The 19292-nt window shown below is 44.6% G+C and carries 16 protein-coding genes and 1 pseudogene; 10 read left to right on the top strand and 7 right to left on the bottom strand.

The window, feature by feature from the left end:
• Nucleotides 1–2: 2 nt before the first annotated feature.
• Entirely contained in the window at nt 3–1364 is a 1362-nt protein-coding gene (locus AB6C75_RS05625) for a TRAP transporter large permease (RefSeq protein WP_372107241.1), read from the top strand.
• Nucleotides 1365–1396: 32 nt separating this feature from the next.
• Here AB6C75_RS05625 and AB6C75_RS05620 read toward each other — a convergent pair whose 3' ends face one another.
• From AB6C75_RS05620 to AB6C75_RS05610, 3 genes are all read right to left on the bottom strand, one after another.
• Nucleotides 1397–1570 carry a hypothetical protein gene (locus tag AB6C75_RS05620; RefSeq protein WP_017101579.1) on the bottom strand — a complete coding sequence of 58 codons (174 nt, stop codon included), beginning with the start codon at nt 1568–1570 and terminating at the stop codon, nt 1397–1399.
• 77 nt (nt 1571–1647) lie between these two features.
• Nucleotides 1648–2997, bottom strand: coding sequence for a sigma-54-dependent transcriptional regulator (locus tag AB6C75_RS05615; protein ID WP_372107239.1), 1350 nt, complete (start codon nt 2995–2997; stop codon nt 1648–1650).
• 60 nt (nt 2998–3057) lie between these two features.
• Nucleotides 3058–4866, bottom strand: coding sequence for an ATP-binding protein (locus AB6C75_RS05610; RefSeq protein WP_372107238.1), 1809 nt, complete (start codon nt 4864–4866; stop codon nt 3058–3060).
• A 163-nt stretch (nt 4867–5029) separates the two neighbouring features.
• Between AB6C75_RS05610 and AB6C75_RS05605 the strand changes: the two are divergent.
• From AB6C75_RS05605 to AB6C75_RS05570, 8 genes and pseudogenes are all read left to right on the top strand, one after another.
• Nucleotides 5030–5212: pseudogene (locus AB6C75_RS05605) on the top strand (hypothetical protein); the annotation flags it as partial.
• Between the two features lie 335 nt (nt 5213–5547).
• Nucleotides 5548–6846, top strand: a complete 1299-nt coding sequence (tig, locus tag AB6C75_RS05600) for a trigger factor (protein WP_004736079.1) — start codon at nt 5548–5550, stop codon at nt 6844–6846.
• Between the two features lie 105 nt (nt 6847–6951).
• Entirely contained in the window at nt 6952–7578 is a 627-nt protein-coding gene (gene clpP / locus AB6C75_RS05595; protein WP_004736080.1) for an ATP-dependent Clp endopeptidase proteolytic subunit ClpP, read from the top strand.
• 81 nt (nt 7579–7659) lie between these two features.
• Entirely contained in the window at nt 7660–8940 is a 1281-nt protein-coding gene (clpX, locus tag AB6C75_RS05590; RefSeq protein ID WP_009847283.1) for an ATP-dependent protease ATP-binding subunit ClpX, read from the top strand.
• A gap of 132 nt (nt 8941–9072) precedes the next feature.
• Nucleotides 9073–11424: an endopeptidase La gene (gene lon, locus AB6C75_RS05585; RefSeq protein ID WP_017098777.1), complete on the top strand. Its 2352-nt coding sequence runs from the start codon at nt 9073–9075 to the stop codon at nt 11422–11424.
• A 168-nt stretch (nt 11425–11592) separates the two neighbouring features.
• Nucleotides 11593–11886 carry an HU family DNA-binding protein gene (locus AB6C75_RS05580; RefSeq protein WP_012604504.1) on the top strand — a complete coding sequence of 98 codons (294 nt, stop codon included), beginning with the start codon at nt 11593–11595 and terminating at the stop codon, nt 11884–11886.
• 220 nt (nt 11887–12106) lie between these two features.
• Complete coding sequence (ppiD, locus tag AB6C75_RS05575; RefSeq protein ID WP_372107235.1) at nt 12107–13972, top strand: peptidylprolyl isomerase; 1866 nt, start codon at nt 12107–12109, stop codon at nt 13970–13972.
• 225 nt (nt 13973–14197) lie between these two features.
• Nucleotides 14198–14497, top strand: coding sequence for a ComEA family DNA-binding protein (locus AB6C75_RS05570; RefSeq protein WP_372107233.1), 300 nt, complete (start codon nt 14198–14200; stop codon nt 14495–14497).
• Here the strand turns inward: AB6C75_RS05570 and rrtA are convergent.
• Entirely contained in the window at nt 14488–15036 is a 549-nt protein-coding gene (gene rrtA / locus AB6C75_RS05565) for a rhombosortase (RefSeq protein WP_372107231.1), read from the bottom strand. The genes AB6C75_RS05570 and rrtA overlap by 10 nt on opposite strands.
• 9 nt (nt 15037–15045) lie before the next feature.
• Between rrtA and AB6C75_RS05560 the strand changes: the two genes are divergently transcribed.
• On the top strand, nt 15046–15645 hold the full coding sequence (locus AB6C75_RS05560; protein WP_372107229.1) for a tRNA-uridine aminocarboxypropyltransferase: 600 nt from the start codon (nt 15046–15048) through the stop codon (nt 15643–15645).
• 26 nt (nt 15646–15671) lie between these two features.
• On the opposite strand, the gene AB6C75_RS05555 is transcribed toward AB6C75_RS05560, so the two are convergent.
• The 3 genes from AB6C75_RS05555 to AB6C75_RS05545 form a co-directional block, all read right to left on the bottom strand.
• On the bottom strand, nt 15672–17015 hold the full coding sequence (locus tag AB6C75_RS05555) for an anti-phage deoxyguanosine triphosphatase (protein ID WP_372107227.1): 1344 nt from the start codon (nt 17013–17015) through the stop codon (nt 15672–15674).
• 55 nt (nt 17016–17070) lie between these two features.
• The gene (yfbR, locus tag AB6C75_RS05550; protein WP_372107225.1) at nt 17071–17655 is read right to left on the bottom strand and encodes a 5'-deoxynucleotidase; all 585 of its coding nucleotides are present in this window, start codon (nt 17653–17655) and stop codon (nt 17071–17073) included.
• Nucleotides 17656–17824: 169 nt separating this feature from the next.
• A complete protein-coding gene (locus AB6C75_RS05545; RefSeq protein WP_372048514.1) occupies nt 17825–19057 on the bottom strand; it encodes a pyridoxal phosphate-dependent aminotransferase in 1233 nt (410 codons plus the stop codon).
• Nucleotides 19058–19292 lie beyond the last annotated feature (235 nt).

The following is a 19292-nucleotide window of genomic DNA, read 5'->3' as shown; positions in this document are numbered from 1 at the left end:
TCATGGCAATGTTATTTCTATTTTTAATGGTAATTGCTTTCATGTTGGTCGGTGTACCAATTGCGATTTCCCTTGGTTTATCGAGCGTCATATTCTTATTGATGCATTCAGATGCGTCATTAGCTTCAGTCGCACAAACGTTGTTCAACGCATTTGCAGGCCACTACACACTCTTAGCGATCCCTTTCTTTATCTTGGCCTCCAGCTTCATGTCAACTGGTGGTGTGGCGAAACGTATTATCCGTTTTGCTATCGCAATGGTCGGCTGGTTCCGCGGCGGTTTAGCGATGGCGTCGGTTGTGGCATGTATGATGTTCGCAGCGTTATCTGGATCGTCTCCAGCAACGGTAGTAGCAATCGGTAGTATTGTTATCGCTGGTATGATCAAAAACGGCTACACAAAAGAATTCGCGGCAGGGGTTATCTGTAATGCGGGTACTTTGGGTATTTTGATTCCACCGTCAATTGTTATGGTTGTTTACGCTGCGGCGACGGATGTATCTGTAGGTCGTATGTTCCTCGGTGGCGTTATTCCTGGTCTGTTGGCGGGTGTGATGTTGATGATTGCTATCTACATTGCAGCACGTATTAAGAAGATTCCTGCACAGCCGTTTGTGGGCTGGGGTGAGATGTTCGCAGCAGCAAAAGACGCAAGTTGGGGTCTGCTACTGATTGTCATCATTTTGGGTGGTATCTACGGCGGTATCTTTACACCGACGGAAGCGGCAGCTGTTGCAGCGGTATACGCGTTCTTTATTGCCAACTTTATCTATAAAGATATGGGGCCGTTTGCGGACAAGAAGAATACAAAGCCTGCTTTGGTTAAAGTGTTCCAAACCTTCTTTCATAAAGATACCAAAGACACGCTCTATGATGCAGGTAAGCTGACGATCATGCTGCTGTTTATCATTGCCAATGCTCTGATTCTTAAGCATGTACTAACCGAAGAATGCATTCCTCAGATGATCACTGAGTCTATGCTTTCTGCGGGCTTAGGTCCGATCACCTTCTTAATTGTGGTGAACGTTCTACTCTTGATTGGTGGGCAGTTCATGGAGCCATCAGGCTTGCTGATCATCGTTGCGCCGTTGGTATTCCCAATTGCAATTGCACTGGGCATCGACCCTATTCACCTAGGTATCATGATGGTTGTGAACATGGAGATAGGGATGATCACACCGCCTGTGGGGCTCAACTTGTTTGTGACCGCAGGGGTCGCGAAGATGTCGATGATGAACGTAGTAAAAGCCGCACTGCCATGGGTTGGCGTGATGTTCTTATTCCTGATTATCGTGACCTACGTACCTTGGGTATCAACATGGTTACCGACTACCTTGATGGGGCCGGAGATCATCACGAAATAGAGAGTGAAATCATAGCGAAGTGATGGGGAGGGCTAAACCTCCTCATCAATGATTTTTCCATATCGAGAGCCAGAATCAATCGGCTCATACAGCGCTCTTTTTGCCTCTAACTCTGGAGTGTCTAAGTTGACATGATTGTCAGTGTAAAAAATACCGTCAATTTCAAACGTATCGGTGATCGAGGGAACTTTTGTTTTCTCACCCATAATGACCTCCTTACCACCTTGGTTGCATAACATCCTGTTGTGAAATCAGTATAGGTGATCTTGCTCCCAAATTTAATTTAGTTTTCGCTCTGTCGGTATGACTCTTTAACTAGTTGGTGTTTTTGCATTTTATCGTAGAGGGTTTTACGTGGAAGTTGCAGTCTATCCATAGTCTGTTTAATACTGCCATTACATTCAATAAGCGCTTGTTTTAACGTGTTTTTCTCAAAGTTAGACACCAGTTCTGCCAAAGACAGTTCTTGAGTGACTTGATTGGTGTTGTCTGATAAGTGAGAAAGCTTACCTAAAAGTACAAACCGCTCAGCTGTATTACGCAATTCTCGTACATTTCCCGGCCAATCATGGGCTAAAAGCGCGTGCAGCTCCTTTTGTGGAAGTGCTGGTGCTGTCTTGCCATAACGTGCAGCAGCGACCAGTAAGAAGTGATGGAAAAGTGCAGGGATATCTTCTTGACGGCTTCTTAACGGCGGTAAATCCAAGGTGACGACATTGAGTCGGTAGTAGAGGTCTTGGCGGAAAACGCCTTCTTCAGCCGCCTTTTTTAGGTCGACTTTGGTTGCGGCGATTACTCGAATATCGAGAGGCACTAAACCGTTTGAGCCAACCCTTTCAATAACGCGCTCTTGTAAGACGCGCAACAGGCGAATTTGTGCCTGCATCGGCATGGACTCAATTTCATCTAAGAATAGAGTTCCGCCTTGAGCAAATTCAAATTTACCCACTCGCTTGCTTTCTGCGCCAGTGAACGCACCTTTCTCATGACCATACAGTTCACTCTCTATCAGGTTTTCAGGTACCGCACCGCAATTGACGGCGACGAAGTTTTGTTCTCGCCGGCTGCTTTGTTCATGTAGAGAGCGTGCGACCAACTCTTTGCCTGTGCCAGTTTCACCAAAGAGTAAAATGTCAGCGTTAGTATCTGCCACATGAGTGATGATAGAACGCAGGTCGGTCATTGATTGCGTGTCACCAATGATTCTCGGCCCAAGCGCTTTACTGGCCTTTAAAGAGCGCTTCAATTCAAGATTCTCGAGTGTGAGTTGACGTTTTTCTATTGCTCGTTTGGTGGTTTCGATTAGACGTTCATTGGCGAACGGCTTTTCGATGAAGTCATAGGCGCCATCTTGGATCGCTTGTACAGCCATCGAAATATCGCCGTGACCAGTAATCATAATCACGGGGATCTCTTTGTCTTTGTGCATCACGGTGTTGAGCAGATCATGCCCGGAAAGGCCCGGTAGACAGATATCAGTGATGATGACGTGAGGTAAGCCGTTCTCTTGAATCGCGAGTAGAGCAGACTCCGCATCGGGAAAGAATTCGGCATCAATATCGGCGAGCTCAAAGCTCTGTTCAATAGCCATTCTCAGATCGGATTCATCATCAATGAAATAGACGTGACACATAGTTATTCCTTTAATCTTTTATTTTTATTGTTGGTGAAGGTGTACTGGTTTGCTTAGCGACTAATCTGATTCTTTTGTTGGAACTATGGGTAACTCGATACTAAATCGAGCACCACCTTGTGGGCTGTGATCGGTAACTAGCTTGCCATTTATTCCGCTGATTATTTGTTGAGAAATCGATAGCCCAAGTCCAAGTCCATTTTTCTTGGTGGTATGGAAGGGTTCAAAAAAATTTCCGTTAGAAGGGGAGGTGAAGCCTGGGCCATTGTCATCGACATGAATCAGCAAGGTCTTGGCTTGTTGATGGTCGGGCTTCCTAATCTCTAACAGAATAGCTAATTGTTTGTCGTCTTGTTGTTCCATCGCCTGAATCGCGTTAGTCAGCAAATTAATGATCACTTGTTCCAATTGAATGGCGTTGGCGAGCACGCAAGCATCAAAGGTTTCAGGAAGTTCGTTGACCTTTACTCGTTCACTCTTGAGTTGTGGTTTCATCAGTTCTTTTGACGAGTGCAATACTGGCAGTATCTGTAACGTGTGCAGCTCTTCCGCAGTGGATTTCTTTGCAAAGGAACGAAGCTGGTGGCTTATCTTAGCCATACGGTCAGTGAGCGCCGAGATTCGCGATAGGTTGTCATCGACACGCTCGGTTTTTTCTTTGGCAAGAAACAGTCGGCCGTTGTCGGCATAACTGCGAATCGCAGCAAGCGGGTTATTCAGTTCATGGCTGATGCTTGCTGACATTTGCCCCAACACTGCCAGTTTGGCGGCTTGGATGAGTTCGTCTTGTGTCTGCCTCAGTACATGTTCAGTTTCGATTCGGTGCTTAATCTCGACATGCAACTCTGATGTTCGTTCAAGCACTTGAAATTCTAGCTTTTGCTTGGCTTCGGATTGCAGTCTGTCTATCTGAGCTCGTCTTTGTTGTCGATGGTGATTGAGTTGCATCGTTAGATAAATAATCGCAAAAATAAGGCTCAAAACCACAAGGTAAGCAACCAAGTCCCACCAAACTAAGTGGGTCGGAGAAAATACTCGTATGGTGAGTTTTGGCTCGGCTAGGAAGCGTGAGGAGTTAAAGAACTGCTCTTGGACAAGCTTGTGGGGAGACTCAATATTGCTAGTAGCACTCTCTAAGTCACCGGAGAAGTGCAGGCTTTCTATTTTTGTATCGAGATACTGCCTGCTTTCTTGAATTCGAGTGTGTTGTTCTTCGCTTAATGGTTGAAGGCTTTTGAACAGCCACTCAGGATTGCTCGACATAAATACGATCTGGTCTTTATCGTCAGCAACAAAAAAACTCTGTTTGCCTTTCCAACTTGCTTCAATCAGCGATAAATCCATCTTTACGACAATGACGCCAATAATCTCGGCGGCATAGGAGACGGGGTAAGAATAATAATAGCCTCGTTTACCAGAGGTTGAACCTAGCGCAAAATATTGATTTTCATTGCCAAGAATCGCTTCTTGAAAGTAGGGGCGGAAAGCAAAGTTACGACGAATAAAAGAACGTGGTTGATTCCAGTTACTGGCCGCAATGGTGGTGCCGATGCTGTCTAGTAGGTAGGTGTCGGATGCTTGAATCACCGAGTTTACGTGCTCTAGATAGCGATTAGTGAGCTCGATTTGTGCAGAATTACTTGGAGAGTGCAGGGCATCGACCAGCTCTTTGTCTTTTGAAAGCAGTTCTGGAATGTGCGCGAACTTATCCAATTGGCTTGAAATATGAACCGAAAAGCGGTCTAGCTTAGATTGATGATCATTTAACAAACTTTCATGGCTTGTGCTCCACACCCAATGACCGCCAAACACCATCAGTAAACTGTATGTGACCATTAACAGTATTGGGATTCTAAAAGCTTGAAACATGAAGGCTCTCCGCTGATTTCTTTGGTAAACAATCAAGCCTGTCTTCTCTCGTTTATGGTAGCAAATAGCGGTAGTGTTTGCTGAAAGTAGACAGTCGCCAGATGGATGTAGGTTAAGGGTTTGTAACGGGGATTGTTGAAAAAGTTATCGACTCTGAGGGGTAAAACAAGAGCAAGATCTCTTTTTAAGGTTTTTAGCAAAAAAAGCCCTCGATTCCCTTGAAAAAGTCGCTATTGTCCCCATTTCTGTTGTGCTAAGTGATGATTTGATCGTTTTTGTATCATTTAGTTGGACGAATTTAGAGCATTCATCATCATGCAGAGGTGAACGGCTCGACAGAGATTAAACAGATCGCTAGAATGTCGCGTCTAAAATTTCTGTCCTGAGGCTAATCGGAGATACCTTTCTTGTTTCCGAAAACAAGCTTCACTGCTTTTTATAAGTGCGTGAAAACGTTTTATAACTGCGTGAGAACGTTCAATAAGCATGTGAAGAACGAAGATATCGCTGATTAGTCTGGTGTTTGGTTGAATAATCAATTCAGACATCAATGCTCGATTTTAAATTAGGTGTTCGGATAGAGCACTACACAAGAATGCAGCCAACAACGTCGGCTTTTGAATTAAAGCTAAGTTACGGCTCATATGCTCAGATTACTGAGCCAGTTTTGAGGTTTATATAATGCAAGTTACTGTTGAAACGCTAGAAGGCCTAGAGCGCCGTCTTAATATTACTGTTCCTGCTGCTAACATCGAAGATGCAGTTACAGCTGAACTACGCAACATCGCGAAAAACCGTCGTTTCGATGGTTTCCGTAAAGGCAAAGTGCCTATGAAGATGGTTGCTAAAATGTACGGCAAAGCAGTACGTCAAGACGTGATGGGCGAAGTAATGCAACGTCACTTCATCGAAGCGATCGTTAAAGAGAAAATCAACCCAGCTGGCGCACCTACTTTCGCACCAGTTGAAAACAACGAAGGCGCTGACCTAGTATTCAACGCAACTTTTGAAGTTTACCCAGAAGTTGAGCTGAAAGGTCTAGAAAACATCACTGTTGAGAAACCAGCAGTAGAAGTTAAAGAAGCTGACGTTGAAGAGATGATCGAAACTCTACGTAAGCAACAAGCAACTTGGACTGAAGTTGAAGCTGCTGCTGACGCTGGTTCTCGTGCAACTATCGACTTCGTTGGTTCTATCGACGGTGAAGAGTTCGAAGGCGGTAAAGCTGAGAACTTCCCACTAGAGATGGGTGCTGGTCGCATGATCCCTGGTTTTGAAGACGGTATCGTTGGTAAAACAGCAGGTATGGAATTCGAAATCGAAGTAAACTTCCCAGAAGATTACCACGCTGAAAACCTAAAAGGTAAAGCTGCTAAGTTCTCTATCAAGCTGAACAAAGTTGAAGCTCGTGAGCTTCCAGAACTAAACGAAGAATTCGTTTCTAAGTTCGGCGCAGCTGAAGGCGTTGAAGGCCTTAAAGCTGAAGTTCGTAAGAACATGGAGCGTGAGCTTAAGCAAGCTGTTAAGAACCGCATCAAAGAGCAAGCAATCGACGGTCTAGTTAACGAAAACAACATCGACGTACCTTCTGCTCTAATCGATCAAGAGATCGGTGTTCTACGTCAACAAGCTGCTCAACGTTTCGGTGGTAACACTGAAGCTGCTGACCAACTTCCACGTGAGCTGTTCGAAGAGCAAGCTAAACGTCGCGTAGTTGTAGGTCTTCTTCTTGGTGAAGTAATCAAGACTGAAGAGCTAAAAGCTGATGACGAGAAAGTTAAAGCTATCATCGAAGAGATGGCTACAGCATACGAAGATCCAACAGAAGTTATTGCTTACTACGAGCAAAACGAGCAAATGATGAACAACATGCGCAATGTTGCTCTAGAAGAGCAAGCTATTGATGCAATCATCGCTAAAGCTCAAGTTTCTGATAAAGAAGTTAGCTTCAACGAGCTAATGAATCAGCAACCTGCTTAATATAGTAATATCTGACGTAGAAGGTTGACGTACGGTCAACAATTCTGCTAACAATGGTCCGTATGATTTAATCATTCGGGCCATTTATTTTAGGGACATAAGAATATGAGCTACCAAGAAAAAAATACAATGCCATCGATTATGGACGCACTAGTTCCTATGGTGGTTGAACAGACTTCCCGTGGTGAACGTTCTTACGATATTTATTCTCGTCTATTAAAAGAACGTATCATTTTCTTAACAGGTCAAGTGGAAGACCACATGGCAAATCTTGTCGTGGCTCAACTGCTTTTCTTGGAATCAGAAAACCCAGACAAAGATATCTATCTTTACATCAACTCACCTGGCGGTAGCGTAACAGCGGGCATGTCTATCTATGACACAATGCAGTTCATCAAGCCAAACGTGAGCACAGTATGTATGGGTCAAGCTTGCTCTATGGGTGCATTCTTACTAGCGGGTGGTACTCCGGGTAAGCGTCACGTGCTTCCAAACTCACGTGTAATGATTCACCAGCCACTTGGCGGCTTCCAAGGCCAAGCGTCTGATATTCAAATTCACGCGCAAGAGATCCTAACGATCAAGCAAAAGCTAAACAAACTATTGGCAGAGCACACAGGTCAGCCTCTAGAGGTTGTTGAGCGTGATACAGATCGTGACAATTTCATGTCTGCTGATCAGGCTGTAGAATACGGTTTGGTGGATTCAGTTCTTAATCACCGCGGTCAATAATTGCAGGGCAATTGTTTAACGCAAAGTGATTCAAATTGATATACACTCAAACATAGAGAGTAAAGGCTAAGAGGTTAGCGAATGACAGATAAAAGCAAAGAGGGTGGTAGCGGTAAATTGCTTTACTGCTCTTTCTGTGGCAAAAGCCAGCACGAAGTTCGCAAGTTAATCGCAGGTCCTTCTGTTTACATTTGTGATGAATGTGTCGATCTTTGTAACGACATTATTCGTGAAGAAATTAAAGATGTTCTTCCAAAGAAAGAATCGGAATCGCTGCCAACGCCGCGTGAGATTCGTGAGCATCTTGACGACTATGTAATCGGTCAAGAATACGCGAAAAAAGTGCTAGCAGTTGCAGTATATAACCACTACAAGCGTTTACGTAATGGTGATACGACGGCTGAAGGCGTAGAGCTAGGTAAGAGTAACATTCTTCTTATCGGTCCTACTGGTAGTGGTAAAACCCTACTGGCTGAAACACTGGCTCGTTTCCTAGACGTTCCTTTCACAATGGCAGATGCAACAACACTAACCGAAGCGGGTTATGTGGGCGAAGATGTTGAAAACATCATCCAGAAGTTGCTTCAGAAATGTGATTACGACGTAGCGAAAGCGGAACGCGGCATTGTTTACATCGATGAAATCGATAAGATTTCTCGTAAAGCTGAAAACCCATCGATCACGCGTGACGTGTCTGGTGAAGGTGTACAGCAAGCTCTATTAAAACTTGTTGAAGGTACAGTGGCTTCAGTTCCACCTCAAGGTGGTCGTAAGCATCCACAGCAAGAGTTCTTGCAAGTGGACACGTCTAAGATCCTATTTATCTGTGGTGGTGCGTTTGCCGGCCTAGATAAAGTGATTGAGCAACGTGTAGAAACAGGTTCAGGTATCGGCTTTGGCGCAGAAGTGCGTTCAAAAGACGAAACCAAAACTATCGGTGAACTGTTCACTCAAGTAGAACCTGAAGATCTAGTGAAGTATGGTTTGATTCCAGAATTCATTGGTCGTCTACCTGTTACAACAACACTGACAGAGCTTGATGAAGAAGCGCTAATCCAAATCCTTTGTGAGCCAAAGAATGCACTGACAAAACAGTACGCTGCATTATTTGAACTTGAGGATACAGAGTTAGAATTCCGTGAAGACGCCCTACGCGCAATTGCGAAGAAAGCAATGAACCGTAAAACGGGTGCTCGTGGTCTACGCTCTATCTTGGAAGGTGTTCTACTAGAAACTATGTACGAACTGCCATCTTCAACTGATGTAAGCAAGGTTGTGATTGATGAGTCGGTAATTAATGGTGAGTCAGAACCACTATTGATTTACAGTAACTCAGATAACCAAGCAGCTGTTGCAGAGTAGGTCTTTTTAAGACTACACACTCAAATTGAAAAAGGAGGTAAGCAATTACCTCCTTTTTTTTATTCTTCCATTGAATCCAGTCGTTTAAGCCCCATATACTGCTTTATAAGTTAAAGCGGAAGAGAGAAATATATGAACTTGGAACGTTCCGAGCGTATCGAAATCCCCGTGCTACCTCTACGTGATGTAGTGGTTTACCCACACATGGTTATTCCATTGTTTGTTGGTCGTGAAAAATCGATTACTTGCCTTGAATCGGCAATGGAAGCTAACAAACAAGTACTACTTGTAGCGCAGAAAGAAGCGGACACTGATGAGCCTTCAATCGACGACCTATTTAACGTAGGTACAGTCGCTACTATTCTTCAGTTGCTAAAGCTGCCAGATGGTACCGTAAAAGTACTTGTCGAAGGTCAGCAGCGTGCAAAAATTCACCAGTTCAAAGAGAGTGAGTTTTTCTTAGCGGATGCCGAATACGTTGTAACCTCAGAACTTGACGAAAAAGAACAAGAAGTGGTTGTTCGCAGTGCGATCAATCAATTCGAAGGCTTTATTAAGCTGAACAAAAAGATTCCACCAGAGGTTCTAACCTCGCTGAACGGTATTGATGAGGCTGCTCGCCTTGCTGATACGATTGCTGCGCACATGCCACTTAAACTGGTAGATAAGCAGCACGTTCTAGAAATTTCAGATGTGACGGAACGCCTGGAATTCTTGATGGGCCAAATGGAGTCAGAAATTGATATCCTGCAAGTTGAAAAACGCATCCGCGGCCGCGTTAAGAAACAGATGGAAAAGTCTCAGCGTGAGTACTATCTGAATGAGCAAATGAAAGCGATTCAGAAAGAACTGGGCGAGATGGACGACGCGCCTGATGAATTCGAGACTCTGAAGAAGAAGATCGAAGATTCTAAGATGCCTCAAGAAGCTCGTGAAAAAACTGAGCAAGAACTGCAAAAACTGAAAATGATGTCGCCAATGTCTGCTGAAGCAACAGTAGTACGTAGTTACATTGATTGGATGGTAGGCGTTCCTTGGGCTAAGCGTTCAAAAGTTAAAAAGAATTTAGCGAAAGCGGAAGAGATCTTAAACGAAGATCACTACGGCTTAGAACGTGTTAAAGAACGTATTCTCGAATACTTGGCAGTACAAAACCGTATCAACAAACTAAAAGGTCCAATCCTTTGTCTTGTTGGTCCTCCTGGTGTAGGTAAAACCTCGCTAGGTCGTTCGATTGCTGCGGCAACGGGTCGTAAGTACACACGTATGGCACTAGGTGGCGTTCGTGATGAAGCTGAGATTCGTGGTCACCGTCGTACGTACATCGGTTCACTTCCGGGTAAATTAATCCAGAAGATGTCTAAAGTTGGCGTTAAGAACCCACTGTTCCTATTAGATGAAATCGATAAGATGTCTTCTGATATGCGTGGCGACCCATCTTCAGCGCTTCTAGAAGTTCTAGACCCTGAGCAAAACAATGCATTCAACGATCACTATCTAGAAGTCGATTACGATCTGTCTGATGTGATGTTCGTGGCAACGTCTAACTCGATGGACATTCCAGGCCCACTACTGGACCGTATGGAAGTAATCCGCCTGTCTGGTTACACAGAAGATGAAAAGCTGAATATTGCTAAGAGCCACCTATTGGACAAGCAAGTTCAACGCAACGGTCTCAAGCCTCATGAGATTGAGATCGAAGACTCTGCAATCATCGGCATCATTCGTTACTACACGCGTGAAGCGGGTGTGCGTAGCCTAGAGCGTGAAATCTCTAAGATCTGTCGTAAAGCAGTGAAGAACATCTTGCTAGACAGCGACCTTAAGTCTGTAACGGTTAACATTGATAACCTGAAAGAGTACTTAGGCGTTCAACGTCATGACTTCGGTAAAGCGGATGAAAGCAACCGTATTGGCCAAGTAACTGGTTTAGCTTGGACTCAAGTCGGTGGTGATCTACTGACTATTGAAACTGAAGCAATGCCGGGTAAAGGTAAGCTAACGCAAACCGGTTCACTTGGCGATGTGATGAAAGAATCGATCCAAGCGGCAATGACTGTGGTTCGTTCTCGTGCAGAAAAACTGGGTATTAACTCAGATTTCTACGAAAAGCGCGATATTCACGTTCACGTACCAGAAGGTGCTACACCGAAAGATGGCCCGAGTGCGGGTATCGCAATGTGTACTGCATTAGTGTCTAGCTTGACGGGTAACCCGGTTAAAGCTGAGGTCGGTATGACAGGTGAAATTACCCTTCGTGGTGAAGTTTTACCTATCGGTGGCTTGAAAGAAAAGCTGCTTGCAGCACACCGTGGCGGCATCAAAACTGTACTGATTCCTAAAGACAATGAGCGTGATTTGGAAGAGATTCCAGACAACGTAATCGCTGACTTGAAGGTGATCCCGGTTCAGTGGATTGATGAAGTACTCAAAGTCGCGCTAGAACGAGATCCGTCAGGGGTCGAGTTTGACGTGAAAAAATAGTGATGCATAGCAAAAATAAGTAAAGAATTACGCTGATAGGCCCGAAAAGGCTTGTCAGCGTTTTTTTTGGACGCTAAGTTATTGATCAAAGCGGCAGCCCTTTTGCAATAAGGCTTGCGGCTAAATTAAAACCAAAATGGAACGTACAGTCATCAGAAGTAGTCACAGATGACACATAGGGGAAAAACAGTGAATAAAACACAACTAGTAGAATCAATCGCAGAAAACGCAGACATCTCTAAAGCTTCAGCTGGCCGCGCTCTAGACGCATTCATCGAAGCAGTTGGCACAACGCTACAATCAGGCGACCAAGTTGCACTTGTTGGCTTTGGTACTTTCAGTGTTCGTACTCGTGCTGCTCGTACAGGTCGTAACCCAAAAACTGGTGAAGAGATCCAAATCGCAGAAGCTAAAGTACCTGGCTTCAAAGCGGGTAAAGCACTTAAAGACGCATGTAACTAATTTTTGTTGCTGAAACCTCGAGTTTTGTGAGGGGAAGGCAGTAATATGCGTTTACTGTTTGAACAATGATGTTTCATTTTTAAACAGTATATGTGCAAAGCACATTGAACTTATTTAAATTATGCGCATCCTACTGATGCGCATTTCTTTTTCTGATAATATCGCGTGAATAGATTTTTATTTTGAAGCCAATGCTTCATATCCGGAGAGCACTTAAATTATGATGGATCGATTACGCGAAGGCGTGAATAGCATCGCGGTAAAAATTATCCTTGGGTTGATTATCCTGTCATTCGTATTCGCAGGTATAGGCAGCTACATCACCGGTGGCGGTAACAACGCAGCAGCTAAAGTTGGCAACACAGAAATTGCTCGTGGTGAGTTCGAACAAGCTTACCAAAACGAACGTAATCGCATGCAATCTCAACTTGGCGATTACTTCGCTCAAATGCTTGCAGACCCTACATACGTTGAGTCTTTCCGTAAGTCAGTACTTGATCGCATGATCAACGATGTTCTACTTGAGCAGCAAGCAGAGTCTCTAGGCCTACGAATCAGTGATTCTCAAATCCGTACCATGATTCTAGAAATGCCTCAGTTCCAAACGGCTGGTCAATTCGACCAAGAAGTTTACCAATCGGCATTACGTCGTGCAGGTTTCAGCGCAGAAAGCTTCGCTGAATACATGCGTCGTGACCTAATGCGTAACCAGCTTGTGACTGCACTTCAAGGCAGTGAATTTGTTCTTCAAGGCGAAATTGATATTCAGAGCAAGCTTATTGCTCAAACTCGTGACATTCGTACAGTGACACTATCTGTTGCTGACCTAGCGAAAAATATCGAGTTAACTGACGAGCAAATCGAACTGTACTACCAAGAGAACCCTGCGGCTTACACTCGTCCAGAGCAGGCTAAGGTGTCTTACATCGAACTTTCTGCTGAAGCTCTTAAATCGCAGCTTGAAGTTAGTGATGAGGAAGCACAGAAATATTACCAAGAGCACCTAGACAAGTACTCTACTGAAGAGCAACGCAAAGTTAGTCACATCCTAGTTCAAGGTGATGACGAAGCGAAAGCACAGTCAATCTTAGACGAGCTAAATGCAGGCGCTGATTTTGCTACGCTAGCAGAAGAGAAATCTGACGACTTCGGTAGTGCAGACGTTGGCGGTGACCTAGGTTGGATTGAACGTGATGTTATGGACCCAGCATTCGAAGACGCGGCTTTCGCTCTTGTGAATATTGGCGATACAACTGGCTTAGTTAAATCTGATTTTGGCTACCACATCATCAAGCTAGACGAAGTAAAAGCATCTCAAGCTCAGCCTTACACTGAAGTTGCTACTGATATTAAGCAAGAGCTTCTAGACCAACACGCAGTTGATCAGTTCTACGAGCAACAAACTGAACTTGAAAAAGTAGCGTTTGAATTCCCAGATTCTCTAGACGACTCTGCTGAAGCTATCAACGCAAAGATCACGACGACTGATTTCATCTCTCAAGCTGACGCTCCAGAAGTTCTGATGACGCCTGCAGTAATGCAAGCTATCTTGAGCCCTGAAGTGAAAGAAGACGGTTTGAACTCTGAAGTTATCGAAGTGGCTCCTGAGCACGTTATTGTTGTACGTGTAGAAGAGACTCGCGACGAGACAGTTCTTCCTCTAGCTGAAGTGAAAGATCAAGTTGTCGCTGCATTGTCTGCTGTACAAGCAGAGCAGCAAGCGGTTGAGCTAGGTGTTTCTCTAGTGAACGAACTTGAGCAAGGCAATGAAGCAGTACTAGCGGACAACAACCTTGAGTTCACTGAACTTGAAACGATTGACCGTAACTCGCCATTAGCGGCATCTGTATTCGCTCTAGCGAAACCAGAAGCAGGCCAAGCTGTGTTCGGTCAATCTAAAGACCAAGACGGTAACATCGTTGTTGTTGAGCTTTCTAAAGTGACTGCTGAGATCAACCCAGCTTACAGCACTCAAATTGGTGCTCAGTTGGAGCGAGTTGGTAACCAACAAGATCTGACTAACGTACTAAACGTACTTCGTAAAAACGCAGACGTTGAATACTACGTAGTGGGTCAAGGTCAGTAAGCGTTTGATTCCCTCAGTAGCAAGCTCAAGTTAGAGTTTACTACTGAGAATCAACATATGATTGTTAAGCTCCAATTCAGATTTGTGAGCCAACAAACAAGCTGATGAAAATAAGATGTATAACGAAGCGGGTCACTTAGGTGACCCGCTTTATTTTTATCTGGTGATTGTGTTATCTAGCGCGGTAAATGCATAAGTTACGTTTTTTGAACAAAGGAACGATTTATGCGCACGATATATTCAACACTATTTCTTTCATTTCTGATGCTCTTAAGCCCTGCCGTGTTTGCAGACAGCCCAACCAAGGCTGAGCTTTACGATGGCATTGAGATTACGGTCAATATCAATACCGCGACAGCAGAAGAACTTTCAGCACTATTGGTTGGCGTAGGTGATAAGAAAGCCAAAGAGATCGTCGATTACAGAGAGCAGAACGGGGCGTTTACGACTGCTGATGATTTGGTGAGTGTCAAAGGGATAGGTGAAGCGACGGTTGAAAAGAATCGCGAAAGAATTCAACTTTGACCCGTTTTTCTACTTGTTAGAAATGAAGCGATAGATATGAAGCCTCCGGCCAATGCACCTGCTAGGTGGGCTTCAATCGCGACACGAGCATTAATCAGTTCACCAGTCGTGCTAGAAGGGCCAATAAGCTGCTCCCAAGCGATTTTAGCGACTAATCCGAACACTAACAGCCAACTAGACTTCCTGCCGTTTAAAGCCTCTCTGAGCGCGAATAAGCCAAACACCCCATGCAAAGTGCCCGATAGGCCAACGTAGATCTGAATACTTGAAAACAACAGAGCGACGCCAGTCACTAAACTGATCACAAGCAAAGCAACAACAAGCTGTTTTTTACTCGGTTGAAACAGGTAGCTGATGATCCACAAGCCTGCTAGATTCATCAGAAGATGCGAGTAGTTGGTATGTGAAAAGTTTCCTGTTAGGATTCGCCACCATTGCCCATCGGCAATCGCATTGCTATCCCAAACGACCCAAGCTTGTATTGGCTCAAATTGGAATAAGACGCATAAAAGTGAAATGAAAATTAAAACAGGGTACACATTAAATCCATGTCTCGTTATTGCCCCCAATGCAGCAAGGCTTTGAAAGCTTGTATTTGTCAGTGGGTTACACCACTCGAATCGAATGTTGAGCTTATCATTCTTCAGCACCCATCAGAAGAGCATCGTCCGATGGGAACAGCGCGTATTCTCTCGTTATCTCTAAATAACAGCGTGACGTTTGTTGGCGAGGACTTTTCAGACAACGAACAACTCAACGCACTGCTGGCCGATGAACAGTACCAACATGTGATTTTATACCCAAGCGAAAACTCTGTTTCAGTTGAGTCGGCGACATGTCCTAATAAGAAGCTGCGTGTGATTTTATTGGATGGCACGTGGAAAAAGGCCTTCAAGATGTGGCAAGTATCGAGTAACTTGCATGCATTGAACACGGTTCACTTGCCGAAAGATCTCAAGGGTAATTACCGAATTCGCAAAGCACCCAGTGAAAATAGCCTTTCAACCGTTGAAGCTGGCTATCATTTACTTAGCTTGTTAGAGCGTGATGGCGACTTTAGCCCTTTGCTAACGGCATTTGACCAAATGATTCAGTTTCAAATCAATCAAATGCCGCCGGGCGTGTTTGAGAAAAACTACTTAGATTAAGCCGTTTTAGTAAAGTGAGTCAGGAATTAAAACTCGGTATGAGCCGAGAACAGTTGCTGATGCATTTTCTGCGCAAGATCATCAGTCATCGATGAAATGTAATCGGCTATCACGCGCATTTTTCGAGACTCATCTTGATGTTGTAGCCATTGCTTCTTGATGGGCAGTGGCAGCAAGCGTTCAGGATCAGCGCTGAATGCTTCAAACATATCCATGATGATCTGTTGGCCTTTGTATTCGATGACTTGAACCTGTGGCACTTGAATCACGAACTCGCTGACAAAGTGTTTCAGTTTATCGAGTGTGCCATCCATGCTCGGTTCAAGTACGGCATTGTATGCCAGCAGCACATTCTCAAAGTCAGCATCCACTCGCTTAATCGAGATGCTGGTTAACAGTGCGTTGACTATCCCACCAATCGCATCCTTTCTGCGATACTGTTCTCCAGAGAAAAGCATCTCTGTAATTGAATCTAGGTGCTCACAAATCCATGGGTCGGCCATCTCTTTCAGTTGAGGGTAAGCCGATTCGACCCACTGAGCTTTGGTCACAGAGCCAAGCACAATCGCATCTTCTAAATCGTGCACGCCATACGCGATGTCATCAGCCAACTCCATAATCGAACAATCCAGCGACTTATATTTGGTCTTGTTATGTTCAAGAGGCTCGGTGTGTGTTTTTCTTTTCTGTTTTAGGAGCTGTTGGTCGCTGCTTGAAAGCGGTTCAAGCACCCAGTTAAACAACTCTTCATCATGATTGTAGATGCCTTTTGCTGGCATCCAATCTTTAGCTCGGAGCTGTCGTTGATGCTTTACGGGTTCAGACTGCAATTTAGCTTGAACCTCACTCAGCAGAGAAGGGTACTTAATCAGACCTAACAAAGTGCGTCGAGATAGGTTCATACCGTGATGTTCAGTGTAGGGTTCTAGCTGTGTGACAATGCGAAACGTTTGAGCATTGCCCTCAAAGCCACCGTGGTCGCGCATCATGTAGTTGAGTGCGACTTCGCCGCCATGTCCGTATGGTGGATGACCGATGTCGTGAGCCAAACACAGTGAATCAATCAAACTGTCTGAGGGTAATAGGTCTCGAAATTCGGGCTGCTTTTTCTTCAGCTGGGCAACGATACCTGTGCCAAGCTGAGCGGCCTCAAGCGAGTGGGTAAGGCGTGTTCGGTGAAAGTCGTTGACCGTGGTGCCATGGATTTGGGTTTTCGCTTGCAAGCGACGGAAAGCAGCAGAGTGAAGCACGCGCGCACGGTCACGCTGATACGGGCTGCGGTGATCATCACGTCTTATTTTGTGTTCATCGTCATTTCGATGCTGCCATTCTTGTTCGAGTACAAAGGGTGGTTCGAGTAGAGAATTCAAAATAGCACCTATCAAATTGATTTTATTTAGCTAATTAAAAACAACTTATACCCAGCTAGCTTATCTCGTCTAGTGATAATTCAAAGCTCGGCGCAAATGTGGTGAGAAAGTAGTCCATTTCAGGGCTTTTACGCTGTTCGAGTGTTTCTTCCAGTCGGCGCTTGGCTTGTTCGTATTCATGATTGCCCGCACTGAGCTCTTCCAAGCATTTCAAATAAGCACAGATGGTATCTGCCTGTTTGACGATGCTTTGCTCTTCTTGACTCGCGGTTCCAGATATTAAGAAGGGGGCGAAGTCGTCTCGGAACTCTTCTGGCAACATCGAAAGCAGTCTTTGCTCTGCTGCGGCTTCTATCTTCTTATATTCTTGTGCAATATCTGGGTTGTAGTACTTAACTGGCGTTGGCAAATCCCCCGTCAGTACCTCACTGGTGTCGTGGTACATGCCAAGCAAAGCAATGTGCTCGGGGTTAAGCTGACCATCAAACTTCTTATTTTTAATCAATGCCAAGGCGTGTGCCACGAAAGCAACTTGCAAGCTATGTTCTGAAATGTTCTCGCTTGAGACTGAGCGCATCAAAGGCCAGCGTTGGATAAGCTTCATGCGTGCGAGATGGGCGAAGAAATGGCTCTGTTTCATAAATGTCCTATCTAGAGAGTGCTCCACTCGTATTTTGTGTTTGCGCAGGCATACGAGACAGCGGATACAAAAAAGGCTCCCAAACAGGAGCCTTTTAAGCATAGAAGTGAATGAATACAAGTTAAAGTCTTTTAAAACAGCAAATTGTAGTCATAACTTTTTGCGTTAATTAATCGACTGTGAGCTCATCTTGGCTGTAAGTCTGTAAGAAGCGCTCTAGACGACCAATCGCGATTTCTAGATCTTCGATATGTGGCAGAGTCACGATGCGGAAGTGATCCGGTTTTGGCCAGTTGAAGCCAGTACCTTGAACCAATAGCACTTTCTCTTGCTTAAGGAAGTCGAGCACAAACTTCTGATCGTCTTTGATGTTGTACATCTTGGTATCGATCTTAGGGAACAGGTACATTGCGCCTTTCGGTTTAACACAAGAAACGCCAGGGATCTTGTTGATCAGCTCCCATGCGCGGTCGCGTTGCTCAAGTAGTCGACCGCCTGGCAGAATCAGTTCATTAATACTCTGATAGCCGCCGAGCGCGGTTTGGATCGCGTGTTGCATTGGCACGTTGGCACACAAGCGCATCGAGGCCAGCATTTCTAGCCCTTCAACGTAGCCTTTCGCTATGTGCTTTGGACCCGTTAAGAACATCCAGCCACCACGGAAACCACATACACGGTAAGCCTTAGACAGACCGTTGAATGTGACCATTAATACATCTTCGGCAAGCGTTGCAACTGAAGTGTGTACGGCACCGTCGTAAAGCACTTTGTCGTAGATTTCATCAGCGAAGATAATCAAACCGTGCTCACGAGCAATCTCAACAACTTGAAGTAGGAAATCACGGCTGTATACCGCACCCGTTGGGTTGTTCGGGTTGATCAGAACGATGCCGCGCGTCTTTGGTGAGATCTTCGCACGCATGTCATCAAGGTCTGGATACCAATCTGCATCCTCATCACACATGTAGTGAACCGGTGTACCACCAGAAAGTGCAACAGACGCTGTCCATAGTGGGTAATCCGGAGCAGGAACTAAGATTTCATCACCATTATCCAGTAGCGCCTGCATAGACATCACGATAAGCTCTGATGCGCCGTTGCCAATGTAAACGTCTTCTACATCAAGGTTACGTAGACCTTTTTTCTGGTAATGCTGAACAACCGCTTTACGGGCTGAATAGATGCCTTTTGAGTCGCAATAACCTTGAGATGTCGGTAGGTTACGGATTACATCAACAAGGATTTCATCAGGGGCGTCAAAACCAAATGGGGCGGGGTTACCAATATTAAGCTTCAGTATTTTATGCCCTTCTTCTTCCATGCGCTTAGCATGTTTGAGTACAGGCCCCCTGATTTCGTAGCATACATTGTTGAGTTTTGACGACATCCCGATATTTTGCATTGCCGATTTCCTGAAATTAATTTAAATACTTTATTAAAGTACCGCAAAATGGGGTTTGATAGAATAAAAATCTGATGAATGTCGCATTTCAGTGTCACGTTTGGTCTTTTTGTTGTCACTCTTTTCTAAATTTTAATTAATCGCTTTCTTTGTTATTGGCTAAGGTGAATAAAGGGGCTAGATCGCTTAAAATCACACGAATGTTCAAAAGATATAGTAGATTCTTGATCTAAGT

Origin of the sequence: Vibrio sp. 10N.237.312.B06 (assembly GCF_041464685.1) — a bacterium.
Classification (GTDB): Bacteria; Pseudomonadota; Gammaproteobacteria; order Enterobacterales; family Vibrionaceae; genus Vibrio; species Vibrio tasmaniensis_A.
The sequence above is the reverse complement of the archived record's forward strand: the minus strand, read 5'-3'. Positions and strand labels throughout refer to the sequence as shown.